Genomic DNA, 14,776 nt, shown 5'->3' on the forward strand with positions numbered 1-14,776 from the left:
ACAGCCCAATGTCGTAGTGTAGCGGAACGCCCTCCGAGGCGAGACGCCAAGACCCTGTCGTCGAGCGACTGTACGTTATTAACCGTCATCGTAATCTCCCTCTTCGTCATCGGGAGCGACGTCGCTTTCGTCCATCGTGATGAGAACAAGAAGGGTGCCCATGCTGTTCACCGGAACGAATTCCTCGGTGACAAAGACTTGGCCAAAATCCTCTCGCTCGTACGTGTTGAACCAATCTCGAACCCGTCCCTCGTTCTGGGTCCGATCGGCGACGCCCGTCTGAAATTCCGCCCAAGGCCCAGTCGCGTTTCGAGGGAGCACACCCTTATTCGGATAGATGCCGGCCTCAATCAATGCTTCCGATGGGAATGTCCACGCAACGGCGCTCTGCCTGATGCCCACGAGAGCGCAAGGGAAGTGTGAGAGCTGGACCGAACGAATCGCCGTGCTGACGAGAGACGTCTGAAAGTCTGTGGCGATGCCCTCAAGACGGGCGACCGATAGTTCGCCGGAGTTGACGATTGGCTTCACAAGGCCAGTCGGAAGGAGCAGGCTCGCCGCGAAGGCGTCCGCCTCCTTTTCGATCAGGGTCTTGCTGCGAAACTCATTGATCGATGCATGCGACTTCCCGCCGTGCGCGAGGTACGCATGGTGGTGCTCAAGATGGTAATGTCCGAGCTCGTGGGCGATTGAGAATCTGGTGCGAGGATGATGGGTGCCGGGACGGCAACCGGCATCATACTTCGTGTTGTAGAGTAGTCCGAAGCAGCGTTTTTCGCTGTTGTAACGCAGTTTCCCGTCGAAACGTTCGCCGAAGTCGCGTCCCCCAACGCGAAGACGAGGGCGTTCCTCCTTCGCTATTACCAAGGGATCAATCGGGTACGACAAACCGAGCCGGCGAACAATGGCATCGGCCTGCATGCCAGCTCGTGTTTGAACCGACTGTTCAATTCTCCATTTTGTCGGCGTCATCTTCGGGTTCGTCATCGTCGAAAAGCTCCTCTAGTAACTCGTTTTCTACTTCGTCTGAATCGTTCGCACCGTCTCCTTCATTGCGACATAGTGCGGCTTCCCGGTCCATCACGGTGTGGTCGTATTCGGGCGACCAGTCGACACCTGGCTGATCATCGGTTTCGGGAAGCTCGCCGCGAGTCACTGCATCGACAATCCGATCGATTTCTTCATCTAAGGCTCGACGACGCTTGGCTTTCTTTAACGCCTCCTCGGCTTCTGCAGGAGTCAATGGACAGAGCCCCTTGAATCTTCGAAGCATTTCGGCACGTTCGTTCCAAAACTGTTCGTCGTTCATTTTTTGCCTCGCAGTCTCTCGCATTCCTGGGCGAGCTTCGTCATCTCTCTACGAATGGTCTCATGTGCTTTGTTGCGTGAAACGTAAATTGAATTCTTCGATGTGCTGTGCAATTCGGCTAGGCTCCCGGCGTCTGCTGTTCCACCCACAACTAAATCAGCTTTGACGATGGCCTTCTGGAGGGGCGGGAGCTTCGTCTCGATGATGTGATCTAAATCCTTCAGATATTGCTTCTGCGCCTTGGTGAGCTCCGGAGGCTCCTCCTCGCATGCTTCGGCGACATCATAGTCGTCGGGCAAGATGGGGCACCTCTTCCGAAGCTTCTTCTCACGGCGGTATACATCGATGACGGCGCTCTCCGCCATCGTGTAAAGCCAGCTCCCAAGCGTGCCCTTCTTCTTGTTGAACTCGCCGGCCTTCTGCCAGAGCTTCATGATTGCCCCGTTCACGGCCCCATCGATGTCGGCCTGTTGGACGGTCGTTCCATACTTTCCGTCCAGCACCTCCTTGATGGGTTCCAAATACTCGCGCAGCACCTCACGCAGGGCGTCTTTATCCCCGTCCATCATCCGGATGGCTAAGTCTTCATCGTCGCTTTCTGTCATGGCTCTTGCCGCCCCTAGGGTTCGCAGCCTCGGCCCTCCTCGAACATTACGAAGCCACCTTAACTAGTGCGGCTCACAAAAAAAATCGGCTACGCAGTTAAGGTCGGTGCTGGCGCCGTCGTAAGGTCTGGTGAAGCGGGAACGGCGTTCGATTCCCGTTCATGAAATCGCCCACTACGGGCATGGCTTTTTGAATGAGAGGTACTAGATGAAGACGATGAAGAGTGTTCGGATCAAACCGAACCCCGCCGGCAAGGACCGGAACCGCCGTGGCCAGGCCACGGCGTCCCAACTCGGTGCCGAGTGGGTGGACCTGAAGAACGAAGGGTCCGTCCCGGTCGACCTCGACGGCCTGTCCTTGTACCACGTAGCCTACAGCGGCGCGACCGATAACGGGACGTGGGCAAAGGTGCAGGGCTTCAAAGGCAGCCTCGGTGCCGGGAAGGTCATGCGAGTCCACTCAGGCAGTGGCCCGGTGACCGCACTGAACCCCGCCGACCTAGTCGGGGCCGACGAGCACGTGTTCACCTACAAGGACAACTACATCTGGAACAACGACCGCGGCGATTGCTCGGCGCTGCAGAAGGACGGTGAGTCCGACAAATTCGACAAGTGCTGGTACGACGCCAAGCCGCCCGAGGGCGTCATCCTGCAGCGTGTGAACGGCAAGTTCGTCGTCTCGGCGAGCTCGATGGCGACGGCCGGGAGCCGCCGCTAGTTTCTGTGACACAAGGATGGGCGGCGGCGACCGCCGCCAGCCTTTTTTTACGCTGATCTGCACAGGACGTATACGCCTGAGCACTGAGGGACGTCTCTCCCAGAGCAGGTTGGGCTCCGAAAAACTCAGCGACTCGGGTCACCGCCTAAGTTGGGCGGCTTGCCAAGACGCTGATGTTGCTCAAACCTCTACTCTTGGTTGCTGTGAAACAACCGTTGTGGAGACTGGAGGAGTTTCGTCATCGCCTCATGCATCAGGCCTCGCGCTTGATCTCGGGTTTCGATGCCTGTCTTGAAGTCTTGTAACGTAAACCGCTGATTTTGATTACGCACATGGACTGCAAATGCCCAGTCGTGATCGCAGCGGTCAAACACGAGGACGCCGAGAAACGCCCCGGTATCGTCCATGAACCACCCCTGCTCGTCGTACACCTCGGGCATCGGGATCACGCATCGCGCTATCCCGTGAAAGACTTCGTGCGGGATCGGGTTGATTGAGAACGACCGCGGCAGCAGTTGGAGCTGTTCCCAAATCTCCTCCTTGACCTCGCCGAAATGGAGAGTGACAGTCTTTGAGGCATACGGATGCCAGCCCTGGAACCGCGAAACCGACTTGCCATCCTCAATCCAGCAGTCAACGACATCCGGCATCGCCCCCAGTGGGATCGGATGCAGGCAATTGGGGTTATGGTATAGGACTAAACCCTGCCCCCAAGTTTCGACCATCGGAGGGTTGTCCAGGTTGTAGCTGAAGAAGGCCGGGTCCTGCGCTGTGTCCTCAGGAGCGTAGGCGAAACCAGTGCGTTGGATTACAAGACGTTCATTACCTACGCCGTGCTGATACCCCATCCGCTTAAATTTGGCCGCGGTGCCGCTGTTGCTAAATAGCACCCCGCTGATGTGCTTTGTGTCGGGTTGGCCGAAGAAATAGGAGGGGATTCGTTTCTCGGCGAGTTGGTGCTCCTCTGTCGATTTTGATGAGATTTTAAGTCGTTTGTCTTCGGTGCGCGATGGCACCTCAGTGGCCCCGAACAGATAGGCCGACAAGCCGCTGTCGGTAAGGCCCAACGCGTCGTCGTCATGAAAAGGCTCGATCGCAATCACGATCGCCCTGTCGCGACAATGCGGCAGCTCCCAATACTTCTTCTTCAGCTTGCTGAACAGTGCGCTCCCGAAGCGAATCGGCAGTTCATCGTGCACGTAGGCCGCTAGTTCTGCGGGGTTCAGATCTCTGATGGTGCGGCCCTCGCGGCCAACCACGCCCGAGGTCGCTTTGTTGACGGTTGTGGCTTCGATCGCTACATCGAGCTCTTCGTTCGAGGCGCTGAAGTCCGGAGCAGCGTACCGCCGATCGACCGAGAAGCCACTGCGAGAGAGATAAGCGTACAGATAGAGTTCGTATGTGCGCTGATCGAATCCGGTGCTTTGGAACTGCTCGACAAAGTTGCCGTCCCGGTCCTCGTACGAAGAGAACACGTCGTCCATCATCCACCGCTGTGGCTCAAACCCGGGTTGCTCCATCAGCATCCGGAATGATGGATGAAGGCGCGACTCCTCGACGATTGGTGTAAATAGCGATGGCAATCGGTGACCTTCGTTGTCGAACTGCGGGACTTTCGATTTCATTGATGACCGGCACCGGGTCTTTTCGGTTCGGACGGAGCCGAGGCCCGACAGGTTCACTCATCAACTGCAGTGCGAAGAACGGTGCGAGCACACCATCCTACCTATTAGCTAAATCCCATCGGTACGGCCCACCGCTGAGGATTCTAACAGAAATCGAATCTACACCGGACGTAAACGCCGAGGCGGATATCGGTTTTGGAGCCATTGGGTGTCGAACGTCTGTCTACGAGCCTATGCGAGCTTGGAAAAGCGGTCCCTACGTGACGCTGACAGACGCGACTGGGCCTCGGCCAAGTCTTGATTGAAGAAGTGGCCGTAGGTCCGGTCGATTTCCTTTAGGCTGGTGCCGGCCATCTTGGCGACCTTGAAGGGCTCCACCCCGATCATTAACAGCTCGGAGATATAGAGGTCGCGGAATGAGTAAGGTGTGATGTGATCCCGGACCGGCTCATCGTGCTCAGTCGCCAACGCACGGATCGTACGGAGTCGGTTGTTGACCTCGTTTTGGTTCCACGGCCTCCCGTCCGGGTGCGAGAAGAGCGGTTGGTCCCTCACTTTGTCCCGCGTGTTGCGGGTCAGGATCGCCAGCAGCTCCTCGTCCACCTGGATGTTCCGCATGGTCGAGTTGTGCTGGGTGCGGACCCGCTTGTGCTTGCCGAGGCAGACCTGGCGGGTGCGCGGCATAAAGTCACTCACGAGCGCTAAGCACAGCTCGCTCGTCCGTGCGCCGGTCGCATGGTAAGCCCGCATTAGGTCGGCGAAGACGAGGCTGTCTGGAGAAGCGTACGAATCCGCGAACTCGTCATTCCACCCTTCTGCGTCATCGGGTAGCAGGACGGGCTCGACCCGACACCACCGACGGAGGCTGGCGATCTCTGTATCCGTGGGCAGGTCGATCTCACTGAGGTCCTTCGGCTGGACATATCCGCGCGGCAGTTTTCGTAGCGGGCGGTGGTCGGGCGGCAGGAGCTCGCCGCCGCCGTCCTCGGTAGAATCGGCGGCCCAGTTCCACGTCGCCTTGAGTGCGACGACGATGTGCCGCAGCGCTTTGTCTCCAAAGGGCTTGCCCGTTTTTTTGGACGGCGTCGTCCGGCAATGCTCCAGGTACGCCTCGACGTGCGCCCGCACGATCTTCACCGCCCGAAGCTCGCCGACCAGCAAGCCGGCACCAGGCAGTCTCGCTGAGTTGTGCTCGCCGATCCGGAAGTTGCAGAAGCCGTTCAGCAGGCTTTTGCGCTGATGGAAGAGACTGGCGCTGCGGTTCTTCAGAACCCATTCGAGGTGGCGGCTGCAAACCTCGGCGACGCATCGGTCGGGCAGGTCGGTCGTGGGAAGAGGCGTCGCCTTGAGCTGGGCGAGGTACTCACCGAACCGGGCGCGGGCGACCTGGTAGGGAACGTCAGAGACGCGTCCGAAGTAGACGCCGTCGCGGGAACCGGCCTGGGTGTACCAGTAGTCACCGGAACGGCGCAGGGTGGGCTTGCGCGGCATGGAGGGCCTCGCTTGTAGGGGGACTGGCTGTGCTTGGGTGGGGCGAGTTGGCGCTCGCTTACCGCCTAGTCCCCTCTACGCACGCGGCCGGCCATAAGGCTGCCGGCAGGCAGAGGAAAACAGTATTGAAAACAGTATGGGTTTTCGGCGGTTGCCAGCATCTCGACCTAAGTCGTTGCTGGTCAACCGCTTAGAAAGTCGGGCCGACAGGATTCGAACCTGCGACCTTTTGACCCCCAGTCAAACGCGCTACCAAGCTGCGCCACGGCCCGACCGTGCTCGGCATTCAGGGCGGAGGCGGGGGCCGGTCGGCTGGGCGGCGCCGCTTGGGCGCCGTTGGCCGGGCGAGGGCTGGAGGCTTCTCGCCGTCCCCGTTCCGCTGCGGCGGGCAATCCCCGCCGGCAGCCGAGTCGCTTAGCGTAGCTCAAAGCGGCGCGGCCGGAAAGGTGGTCGGCGGGAACCGACCCGGCCCCAAGCTGGCGCCGCCGCCAGGGCGGCTAGCAGCAGGCCGGCCGCGGTCGGCTCGGGGGCCGTCGCCGCCGGCTCCGCCGTGCGGTTTCCGTACGCGAACCGCCAGGTTAGCAGGTCGGCGGCGGTGAATTCGGTCCCGATTCCGTCGCGGATCGCCGTGTAGTCGGCCGCATCGACGACGCCGTCGAAATTGGCGTCCCCGGGGATCGTGACGCCCGGGTCGATCAGCGTCACCTCGTAGGCGATGCTCTGGGCGACGCCGCCGATGCGGGCGTTCTGGATCGTGACCCTGTAGGGCTGGTCGGCCGTCGGGCGGGGGAAGCTCTCCGAGTTGGCCATGTTGTTTACGCGCCAGCCGATGTAGCCGAGGTTGTACTCGGCGCCGCGGCTTTCGACCTGGACGGGGACGCTCTGGCCGTTGAGCGTGAGCGAGACCGAGGCGGCCGAGAGGTCGACCCCCTGCTGCGAGAAATGCCACCGCGGGTAGGCGACGTCGTACGGCACGTAGCCCGGCGGCGGCCAGGCGACGAAGCCGTCGCGCGCCGCCGGTTGGGCGCCAGAGAAACCATTGTCGATGACGTAGAGGGCGTTGGCCGATTCACGGGTGACGCCGGCCGGGACGTCGCCGACGCCGATCTGCTTGGTGGGGGGGTGGAGGATCCAGCGGCGGTGGCCGATCGCTCCGTTATGGGGCCCGTCGTCGCGGACGTAACCGTCGATCGCCTCGAGCCCCGATTGGTAGAGGAACAGGTTCGAGCGCGACGCGCCGTCGTAAGCGTCTTGGCTGTAGCAGGTCCAGCTCGCGTCGGGCGCGTGACTCGAGCGGGCGTTCACCCCCATCAGGTAGGCGGCGGCCTGGGCCTTGCGGGTGTAGGTGGCGTTCAACGTGACCGCCGGGACGCCCGCCATCGCTCGGAAGTAGTTGACGCGGTCGAGCACGGCGTTCTGGTACGTCGCCGTGGTGTAGCCCGGGTCGCAGGGCGCCGTGCCGGTGATCCACTCGAGTCGCGTGCCGACGCCCGATGCGTACTGGCTGTGGTAGAAAGCGACGGCCGCTTGGCGGTCGGCCGTGTCGACCGACAGCAGCGCCGCGTCGGCCGGCCGGGCAGAGAGAAAGACGATTAGCGAGCAGGCGACTGACAACCAGGCGATTGGCAAGCAGGCGGCGACGGAGCGTTTCGACGGCATGCGACGGTAGGCGAGAGGCGGAGCCGACAGCGAACCACCGCCACGGCTACGGTGCTAAGTAGACCGCCGGGCGATCGGGCAAAAGAGCGATTCATCCGGCCGGTTGTGGCGGGCCGCAAAGCGCGGCGTTACCGAACTGCTCCGCTAGCGAGGCGGGCAATCGACTTGGTTCGCCAGTGGCAGGCGGCTCTATTGCAGCGTTGCCGACCGTATTTGCTGCGTCTTCGACGGGAATGCAACGGCTTGAGCCATGACGCCGGGAGAACTGCAAAGTCGATTTCTTCACCGCCAAGCCACCAAGAGCGCCAAGGATCGCCAAGAGGTCGTTTTTGGCCGGTTCGACGGGAAGAGCGGGGAAAGCCTCAGCGAGGGAGTCGCCTCCTGTGACGCCTCTTATTAATCCTGTCCAAAGCCTCTTGGCGGTTCACTTTTCGGACTTTGCAGCTCTCTTGGCCATGAAGCTGGCCATGAAGTCGTCTCAAAAATCTTCGACACGCCGGCGCCGCTTGCGGCCGCTCGGCTTGAAGCGTTCGCGGACACCCGCCAGCGCGTCGGCAAGGGCGTCGATCTCCGCCGGCGTGTTGTAGAGGTAGAAGCTGGCCCGGGTGCTGGCGGTGATGCCGAGGCGGTCGTGCAGCGGCTGCGTGCAGTGGTGCCCGGCGCGGACGGCGACCCCCTCGTTGTCGAGCAGTTGGGCGATGTCGTGGGCGTGGGGCCGATCGAGCACGAAGCTCACGAGCCCCGCGCGGATGTCGGCGCCATGCTCAACGGGCGAGGGCCCCAAGAGCCGGATTCCTTCGATCGCCGAAAGCCGCTCCCAAGCCTGGGCGACGAGCGCCTGCTCGTGGGCGTGGATCCGTTCAAGGCCGATCGCTTGGAGGTAGTCGATCGCGGCGCCCAACGCGATCGCGGGGGCGATCGGCGGCGTGCCCGCCTCGAACTTCGCCGGCAAGTCGGCAGGCGTGAAGCGATCGTCGTAGACGCGGTTGATCATGCTGCCGCCGCCGAGGAACGGGGGCGTCGCCTCGAGCAGCGCCTCGCGGCCGTAGAGCACGCCGACGCCCGACGGGCCGCACAGCTTGTGGCCGCTGAACGCCAGGAAGTCGCAGCCAAGGGCCTGCACGTCGGTCGCCATATGCGGCGCGCTCTGCGCCGCATCGACGACGGTGACAACGCCCGCTTCACGAGCCTGTCGGCAGATCTCCGCAACGGGATTCACCGTGCCGAGCGTGTTGCTCACCGCCGTGAAGGCGACAAGCTTCGTCTTGTCGGTCAAAAACTCGCCAAGCCGGTCAACCTCAAGCAATCCCTCAGCCGTCATCGGTAGATGGCGGACAACCGCGCCAGTGCGCTCGGCAAGTTGAAACCACGGCACGAGGTTCGAGTGGTGTTCCATCGGTGTGAGCAGGATCTCATCACCGGCGCCAACGTTCGCATCGCCCCAGCTCCGCGCGACGGTGTTGATCGAAGCGGTCGTCCCCGCGGTGAAGATCACCTCGTGGGCGTGCTCGGCGCCAATGAACTCCTTCACCTTGCGACGGGCCAGCTCGTAGCCGTCGGTCGCTCGTTCGCTGAGAACATGGATGCCGCGGTGGACGTTGGCGTAGTCGTGCTCGTAGCAATGGACGATCGCGTCGATCACCTGCCGCGGCCGCTGACTGCTGGCGGCCGAGTCAAGAAAGACGAGCGGCTTATCGCCGTGGACGGTCTGCGCGAGGATCGGGAAATCGTCGCGCAGATTCTCCGGCAGAAGGGCGGCGTTGTTGGCTTCGGCGAGCCTCATTGTGATAACCACAAAGGCACAAAGGGCACGAAGGAAAAGGACGGTGAAAGCATCGATCTCTCTTTGTGTCCTTTGTGCCTTCGTGGTTTAAATTAAGAACGCGACGTAGTGAATCAAACCGGCGAGTGCACGGCCTGTCGGATCACCCGCCACGACAGCAAACAGCACTTCTGGCGGTTGGGGGTCAGCCGCGGGCCGTAGAGTTTGAGCATGTCCTCGGCGGAGAAGGCCTCGACCTCGTCAACCGTTTTGCCGCAGAGTTCCTCCAACAGCATCGACGCCGACGCCTGGCTGATGACGCAGCCGTCCCCCTCGAACGCGCAGTCGACGATCTTCGCCGCCCCCCCCTTCGATGCGTCGTCGACCTTCAGGGCGATCCGCACGACGTCGCCGCAGAGGGGGTTCTTGTCCTCGTGGGCGTGCGTCTCCCCGGCGAGGGGCCCCTGGTGGAAGGGGTCCTCGTAATGGTCGAGGATGTGCTCCTGGTAGATCTCTTCTTCGGAAGGCATTGCGACACTAGCGAGAACGCGGCGGGAAACGGCCCGGGGTGGCAGGAGCCCGGGGTGACAGGAGGATGTCGCCGGGTAGGCAATTCAACCAGTCTAGGCGGCCCGGGACGCCCGGACAACGCGGCGAGCGAGGCGCACGAGAGTTGGACAACCCACTTGGCCTGTGGTTTACACTAGGGATCGCCGTGCGGTTCTTACGCCTTTCCGATTCGATTCCGATGACGATGTTTCGACAAATAAAGAGCCCCTTGCCCGCGATCCTGTTGCGTACCGCAGCCGGTCTCCTCGCCGGCTTCGGAATCCTTGCCACTGGGGGGCAATGCCTCGGGCAAGAAGTCACCATCCAGGTCGCCAACGCCGACGAGATCGTCGCGTCCTTGCCCGACACCTCGCTCGTGAAGGACGTGTTTGAAGCCATTGACCGGGACTTGTCGTCGGTCGCTTTTCACCGCGACGCTCGCTCGGTCACTCCCCAGGACCTGACGAACCAGCTGATCGTTCTGTCGGCGCCCGACGCGGTCACCAACTCTAACTTCGCGGTCCGCAACGGGGTCGCCACCTTCCGCTTGAGCCCCGTCGAAGACTTCCCCGCGTTCCTGGAGTCGATCGACTACGGCGAGGTTGTCTCCGAAGACGCGTCGACGCTGATCGTCAGAGTGAAGATCCATGTCGACGAACTGAAGCCCGACAAGCTCATGGCGCGGGCCGAGAAGAAGGGGGACGACGAAGCCGACATGCTCGAGGCGCTCCTCAACGGCAATTCTCGATCGAAGAAGCCCTCTTTCCCGATGGATGGTCGGTTCGATCTACCCGGCATGTCCGACGAACCGGATGAACCGGACGTTAGGGAACGACTCGGAGCCGATTACGCCGAAGGGGACTACGTCGAGATCTTGCTAGAGGGCAAGCCACACGTCGGCACGGTCCTCGCCGTCGAAGAAGGGACCTTTGGGAAAGCGCAGGCGCACGTCCGACTAACGGACACGCAGCCGCTGCAGAAGCAGCTGAAGCGCTCGCTCCGCCGACGCCTCGAGAAGGCCGAGGAGTTCGCGTTCTGGGCGCCGGTCGAACGCCTCCGCAGGCTGACGGGGCCACCCGCCGACGCGCCGGAAGAACGGACCTGGCAAGACGCCACGGGCAAGTTCAAAGTGGCCGCGACCTATCAGAAACTAGACGGCCAGAGCGTTGTGCTGAAGCTCTCCAACGGGAAAGAGACCCGAGTCCCGCTCGCCCGACTCTCCGACGCCGACCGCGCGTACGTCCAGCAACTGCAAGAGAAGGCGGATAACCCCTTCGTCGCGACGCCGACCGCCAACCCGGCCGCGGGCCGATCGCTGCGGGCCGACTGGCGAAATGTTAAGCGAATCAGCCTTAGCAACTCCAGTAATTGGCGATGGAAACCGCCCGCCGTTTCGCGACCGAACGTCGTCGCGTCGTCGGTCGATCGGATCGACCTCGACACGCCGACGGGCGATAGCCCCTTTGGAACCAAGTTGGTCAAACTTTCCATTTCTCCCGATGGCGGTTCCGCGGTCGCCGTCATGGAAGTGGGGCACATGGACACCCGGACGCACTTGCAGCACCTCGACCTGAAGTCGGGCGCCGCCGACCAGCTGGTCGATTGTCCGCTGGAGAGCCGCGTTCTCGACGCACTCCCCGCCGACAAGCTCGTCGCATTGACGACCGAAGACCACGGCGATAATTCCACGCGGCTTTTCATTCAAAAGCTCCGTAACGGAACCCTCGAGGCCGTCACCGATTTAGACACCGACGTTCCCGGAAGCTTTTTTCACGGCATCGATCACGCGCGGATCTTGGACGGCTCGCGGGTGCTGGTCTGCAGCAAATCGGATCGCTGGACCATCTGGGACTTCACCACCGGTGAGGCGGTTTACACCTTCGAGCTCGATGCGGGCTTCAATCCCCGCGTCGCGCTCGGACCCTCGGGCCGCTTCCTCTTCGCCGGTGGGTCCAACGCGATCGTCGTGGTCGACCTCGACGCCGGCAAGCAAGTCGCCTCGCTCGCTCACAACTTCTCACGGCTCGGCGAGCTCTCGGTCGACGACCGGCTCAAGCGGCTCGCCATCAGCAGCGGGGACAACCTCTACACGGTCGATCTCAGCACGGGTAAGCCCACCAACGCCTTGTTCGGGTTCCCCCACGACTGCGACGTCGACTTCCTCGGCAAGTTCTTGCTTGTCGAGAACCGCTACATCGTCGCCCCCGAGTACCCGATCTTCCTCTGGCAGTACGTCATGGCCGACGGCGCGTCGTACGACAACCACGCCACGCTGCGCGGCAGGCAGCTGTGGTACGCGTCGCGCCACGGCCAGCAGAGCGGCATCTCGTGGTCGGTCTCGTCGGTCCCCGTGCCGCACGACGCCGTGCGGGACAAGTTCAAGGAGCTCGGCGACCTTGATGATCTGATCATCCTCAAAGAGAACGACCCGGTCACGATCGTCGCCGATACGGACCTCGACGCGGCAACCGAGGAGAGCCTCGTCAAGGCGACGACCGACACCTTCCGGGCCGCCGGCTACAAGATCGTCGCCGCCGAAGACGCCGACGAGAAGACGAAGAAGGTGATCGTCACCTGCAAGAAAGCGTCGGAGCCGGTCACCGTCCAGATCGGCAACCCCGACGCCAAGCCGCCCGACGCGGACGAGCGTCCCGATCAGCAGTTGGCCCGCAACCACAACTTGCCCGCTTGGGTGCTACTGCATTCGGGCCCCCGCGGCGGCGCCTTCGGCTGGATGTGGGAGGATCACACCATCACCCCCTACCAATCGTCGATCTCGATCCGGCTCGGTGACAAGGAGATCTGGACCGACGGACTCCGGGTGCGCGAAGGCCAGCGGTACTGGCCGATCAACAAGGAAACCCCGCAAGATGTCATCGCTCGCATCACCCAGCCCAACACCGAGCGGCTGCTCGAGCTGACCCTGCCGGCGCAGATGTGCAAACCCGGCCCCGTCGGCGGCGCTTACGGGGCGTCGCTGCTGAACGCCGACGGCATCGTCTCGGATTACCTAGGCGAAGGCCGCAAAGAGTAACGCCGTCGCCGCCGTGCGACGCGCGGTGCGTTGTCAAATTAATTGGCGTATCGGGGGTCTATCAAACGTCGGATGACCGAGAAGGAGGCGCCGCTCGTCTAGCGTTCCATTCCACAACATCGCTATCCTCGCGGGTGACGAGAATTCTCTCCCCGCATCGATGGCGGCCTCGGTCATGAAAATCACGCAGCTTGTTCGGCGCCTGAAGCAACGCGAATTCTTCTCCTCTTCCTCTCGGCAAAAGTTGCTGCGCGGGATCGAGGGGTTTGCGAACCTTCCCAACGAACAACTCCGCGATGTCGAGGTGATCGCTAACCTCATCCGTGGGATCGGGCTGCGTTACGACGCGCGGGGCCTGTACGGCGAGGAAGCCCGCTACATGAACGCCACCACCGATGGGCTGTGGCAGCTGCCGTTGCAGTTGGCGAACGCCCTGGTGGTGCTCGCCGACCAAGAGATTAAGACGTTTCTTGAAGTCGGCACCCACTCCGGCTTCACCGGCGCGGTGATTACGGCCTACCTCCATCGGCTGCAGCCCGGGCTGCAGGCACTGACGATCGACCCGTTCCCGTCCTTTCGGAACTACGAACTGGTCCGCCAGAAGCTGCCCCTCGAGTACCGCCGCTGCACGACCAGCGACCTCATGGGCGAGACGTTCGATTGCGTGCTGATAGACGGCGACCATTCTTACGAAGCCGTAAAACGTGACTACGAGATTGTTGGCCGCACAGCGCGGGTCTGCCTCTTCCACGACATCGACGACGACCTTTCGGGCCACGACAACGTCCCGCGATTCTGGCGCGAGCTGGTCTCTGGCGGCGACTTCGATCAGACGTACGAGTTCACGCAGAGCCCTCCCGGCAAGCGGGTCATGGGCATCGGCGTCGGCGTTCGCCACGCGGCTTAGCGCGGAGCCGGTAGGGCTTAGCGCTCAATCGGCGCGGGCGGGACTTCGTCCGGTTCCGCAGCGGGGCGGTCGAGGGAACTCTCCACCGCGGTCCCGGCGTCCTTGAACGACTGGGAAACGTTGTCGATGTCTCGCTCGATCTTTTCGGATTCGACGGTGGCCGAGGCGCTGTCGCCGCTCACATTGAACGTCACCCAGCCGAGCAGGGCGAGGACAATGGCGATGACAACGAGGGCGAGTAGGGCGCGCATGGGGTGAGCTCCGAGGGGAGAGGGGTCGTTCACCCTCACGACGATGCAGCCGCTGTGCCACGCACCGAAACGGCCGAGCGGACCGCATTTTGACCCGAGCTGCTGGAGCCGCTGGTCGTCCGACCACCAGCCTGGCCGCCCAATAGCCAGTAAATGGCAAGATCGGGATGTTGTGTCGGGCGGCGTCGTCGAACGCGGATAGGCTCGTAACGCGGCTTTGACGTCGCGAAGCGCCTCAGCTTCCCCCCACACGAGAGACTCCCATGTCGCGTCCCCTGCTGCTCTCCGCCGCCCTGCTCGCCCTGGTCCCCGCCAGCTCCGCTGTCGGCGCGACGCTTGTCGGCGACACCGTCGAGATCTGGAGTCACGCCCAGCTGAACGACAGCGAGTCGCTCCGCGACACGGTCGCCGTAGTCGACCCGGGCGTCGAGTACACGGCGACGATCACCAGCGACATCTACGACCTCGATTTCGGGCCGACGTCGATCACGCTCACGACCAAGTCGCCGTGGTACAGCCCGTGGTTCAACTCCGGGTTCGACCCGACCGCACAGTTGTATCGCGACCTTGACTTCGTCGGCGAACCCGATCGCAAGATCGTCGGCGTCGAGGTCGAGTGGACCGGCTCGATCACGCCCGAGGACAACGCCCCGTTAGGTTACCCGGCGTTCAGCGCCGCGGCGGTCTCGTGGACGGAAGACTCGGTGCGGCTCAAGACCGGGCCCTATTCGTTCGCCGAGGGATCGACCGTGACGATCCACTTGCTAACTGCCGTCCCCGAGCCAGGCGCGGCGTGCCTGGCGCTGGGAGGCGTCGCGATCGCGGCAACTCGGCGTCGGAGTCGGCGTTAAACGGCGACCGAGCAA

General features: G+C 62.6%; 13 protein-coding genes and 1 tRNA gene. 4 read left to right on the top strand and 10 right to left on the bottom strand.

Annotation, left to right across the window (positions count from 1 at the left end; genetic code table 11):
* Positions 1-78 precede the first annotated feature (78 nt).
* From Pla108_RS07065 to Pla108_RS07075, 3 genes are read right to left on the bottom strand one after another with little or no spacing between them, the layout of a single operon-like run.
* Positions 79-987 carry an ImmA/IrrE family metallo-endopeptidase gene (locus Pla108_RS07065; RefSeq protein WP_146444159.1) on the bottom strand — a complete coding sequence of 303 codons (909 nt, stop codon included), beginning with the start codon at positions 985-987 and terminating at the stop codon, positions 79-81.
* Entirely contained in the window at positions 947-1,309 is a 363-nt protein-coding gene (locus Pla108_RS07070; protein WP_146444160.1) for a hypothetical protein, read from the bottom strand. The genes Pla108_RS07065 and Pla108_RS07070 overlap by 41 nt, the downstream gene beginning before the upstream one ends.
* Entirely contained in the window at positions 1,306-1,914 is a 609-nt protein-coding gene (locus Pla108_RS07075) for an RNA polymerase sigma factor (RefSeq protein ID WP_146444161.1), read from the bottom strand. The genes Pla108_RS07070 and Pla108_RS07075 overlap by 4 nt, the downstream gene beginning before the upstream one ends.
* Positions 1,915-2,131: 217 nt before the next feature.
* Here Pla108_RS07075 and Pla108_RS07080 point away from each other — a divergent pair, with 217 nt between their 5' ends.
* Positions 2,132-2,632: a lamin tail domain-containing protein gene (locus tag Pla108_RS07080; RefSeq protein WP_146444162.1), complete on the top strand. Its 501-nt coding sequence runs from the start codon at positions 2,132-2,134 to the stop codon at positions 2,630-2,632.
* Between the two features lie 188 nt (positions 2,633-2,820).
* Here Pla108_RS07080 and Pla108_RS07085 read toward each other — a convergent pair whose 3' ends face one another.
* From Pla108_RS07085 to Pla108_RS07110, 6 genes are all read right to left on the bottom strand, one after another.
* Positions 2,821-4,257, bottom strand: a complete 1,437-nt coding sequence (locus Pla108_RS07085) for a glycosaminoglycan attachment protein (RefSeq protein WP_146444163.1) — start codon at positions 4,255-4,257, stop codon at positions 2,821-2,823.
* 231 nt (positions 4,258-4,488) lie between these two features.
* Positions 4,489-5,748, bottom strand: a complete 1,260-nt coding sequence (locus tag Pla108_RS07090) for a tyrosine-type recombinase/integrase (RefSeq protein ID WP_146444164.1) — start codon at positions 5,746-5,748, stop codon at positions 4,489-4,491.
* Between the two features lie 198 nt (positions 5,749-5,946).
* Positions 5,947-6,020, bottom strand: a tRNA-Pro gene (locus tag Pla108_RS07095).
* A gap of 142 nt (positions 6,021-6,162) precedes the next feature.
* On the bottom strand, positions 6,163-7,407 hold the full coding sequence (locus Pla108_RS07100; protein WP_146444165.1) for a CAP domain-containing protein: 1,245 nt from the start codon (positions 7,405-7,407) through the stop codon (positions 6,163-6,165).
* Between the two features lie 478 nt (positions 7,408-7,885).
* On the bottom strand, positions 7,886-9,190 hold the full coding sequence (locus Pla108_RS07105) for an aminotransferase class V-fold PLP-dependent enzyme (protein ID WP_146444166.1): 1,305 nt from the start codon (positions 9,188-9,190) through the stop codon (positions 7,886-7,888).
* A gap of 113 nt (positions 9,191-9,303) precedes the next feature.
* The gene (locus Pla108_RS07110) at positions 9,304-9,699 is read right to left on the bottom strand and encodes an iron-sulfur cluster assembly scaffold protein (RefSeq protein WP_146444167.1); all 396 of its coding nucleotides are present in this window, start codon (positions 9,697-9,699) and stop codon (positions 9,304-9,306) included.
* A 218-nt stretch (positions 9,700-9,917) separates the two neighbouring features.
* Here Pla108_RS07110 and Pla108_RS07115 point away from each other — a divergent pair, with 218 nt between their 5' ends.
* Both Pla108_RS07115 and Pla108_RS07120 read left to right on the top strand, forming a co-directional pair.
* Entirely contained in the window at positions 9,918-12,752 is a 2,835-nt protein-coding gene (locus Pla108_RS07115; RefSeq protein ID WP_197526314.1) for an SHD1 domain-containing protein, read from the top strand.
* Positions 12,753-12,927: 175 nt separating this feature from the next.
* Entirely contained in the window at positions 12,928-13,659 is a 732-nt protein-coding gene (locus Pla108_RS07120; RefSeq protein ID WP_197526315.1) for a class I SAM-dependent methyltransferase, read from the top strand.
* A gap of 17 nt (positions 13,660-13,676) precedes the next feature.
* Here Pla108_RS07120 and Pla108_RS07125 read toward each other — a convergent pair whose 3' ends face one another.
* Positions 13,677-13,910: a hypothetical protein gene (locus Pla108_RS07125; protein ID WP_146444170.1), complete on the bottom strand. Its 234-nt coding sequence runs from the start codon at positions 13,908-13,910 to the stop codon at positions 13,677-13,679.
* 263 nt (positions 13,911-14,173) lie between these two features.
* On the opposite strand from Pla108_RS07125, the gene Pla108_RS07130 reads away from it, so the two are divergent.
* Complete coding sequence (locus tag Pla108_RS07130) at positions 14,174-14,761, top strand: hypothetical protein (protein ID WP_146444171.1); 588 nt, start codon at positions 14,174-14,176, stop codon at positions 14,759-14,761.
* Positions 14,762-14,776: the final 15 nt, after the last annotated feature.

Origin of the sequence: Botrimarina colliarenosi, assembly GCF_007859955.1 — a bacterium.
GTDB lineage: Bacteria > Planctomycetota > Planctomycetia > Pirellulales > Lacipirellulaceae > Botrimarina > Botrimarina colliarenosi.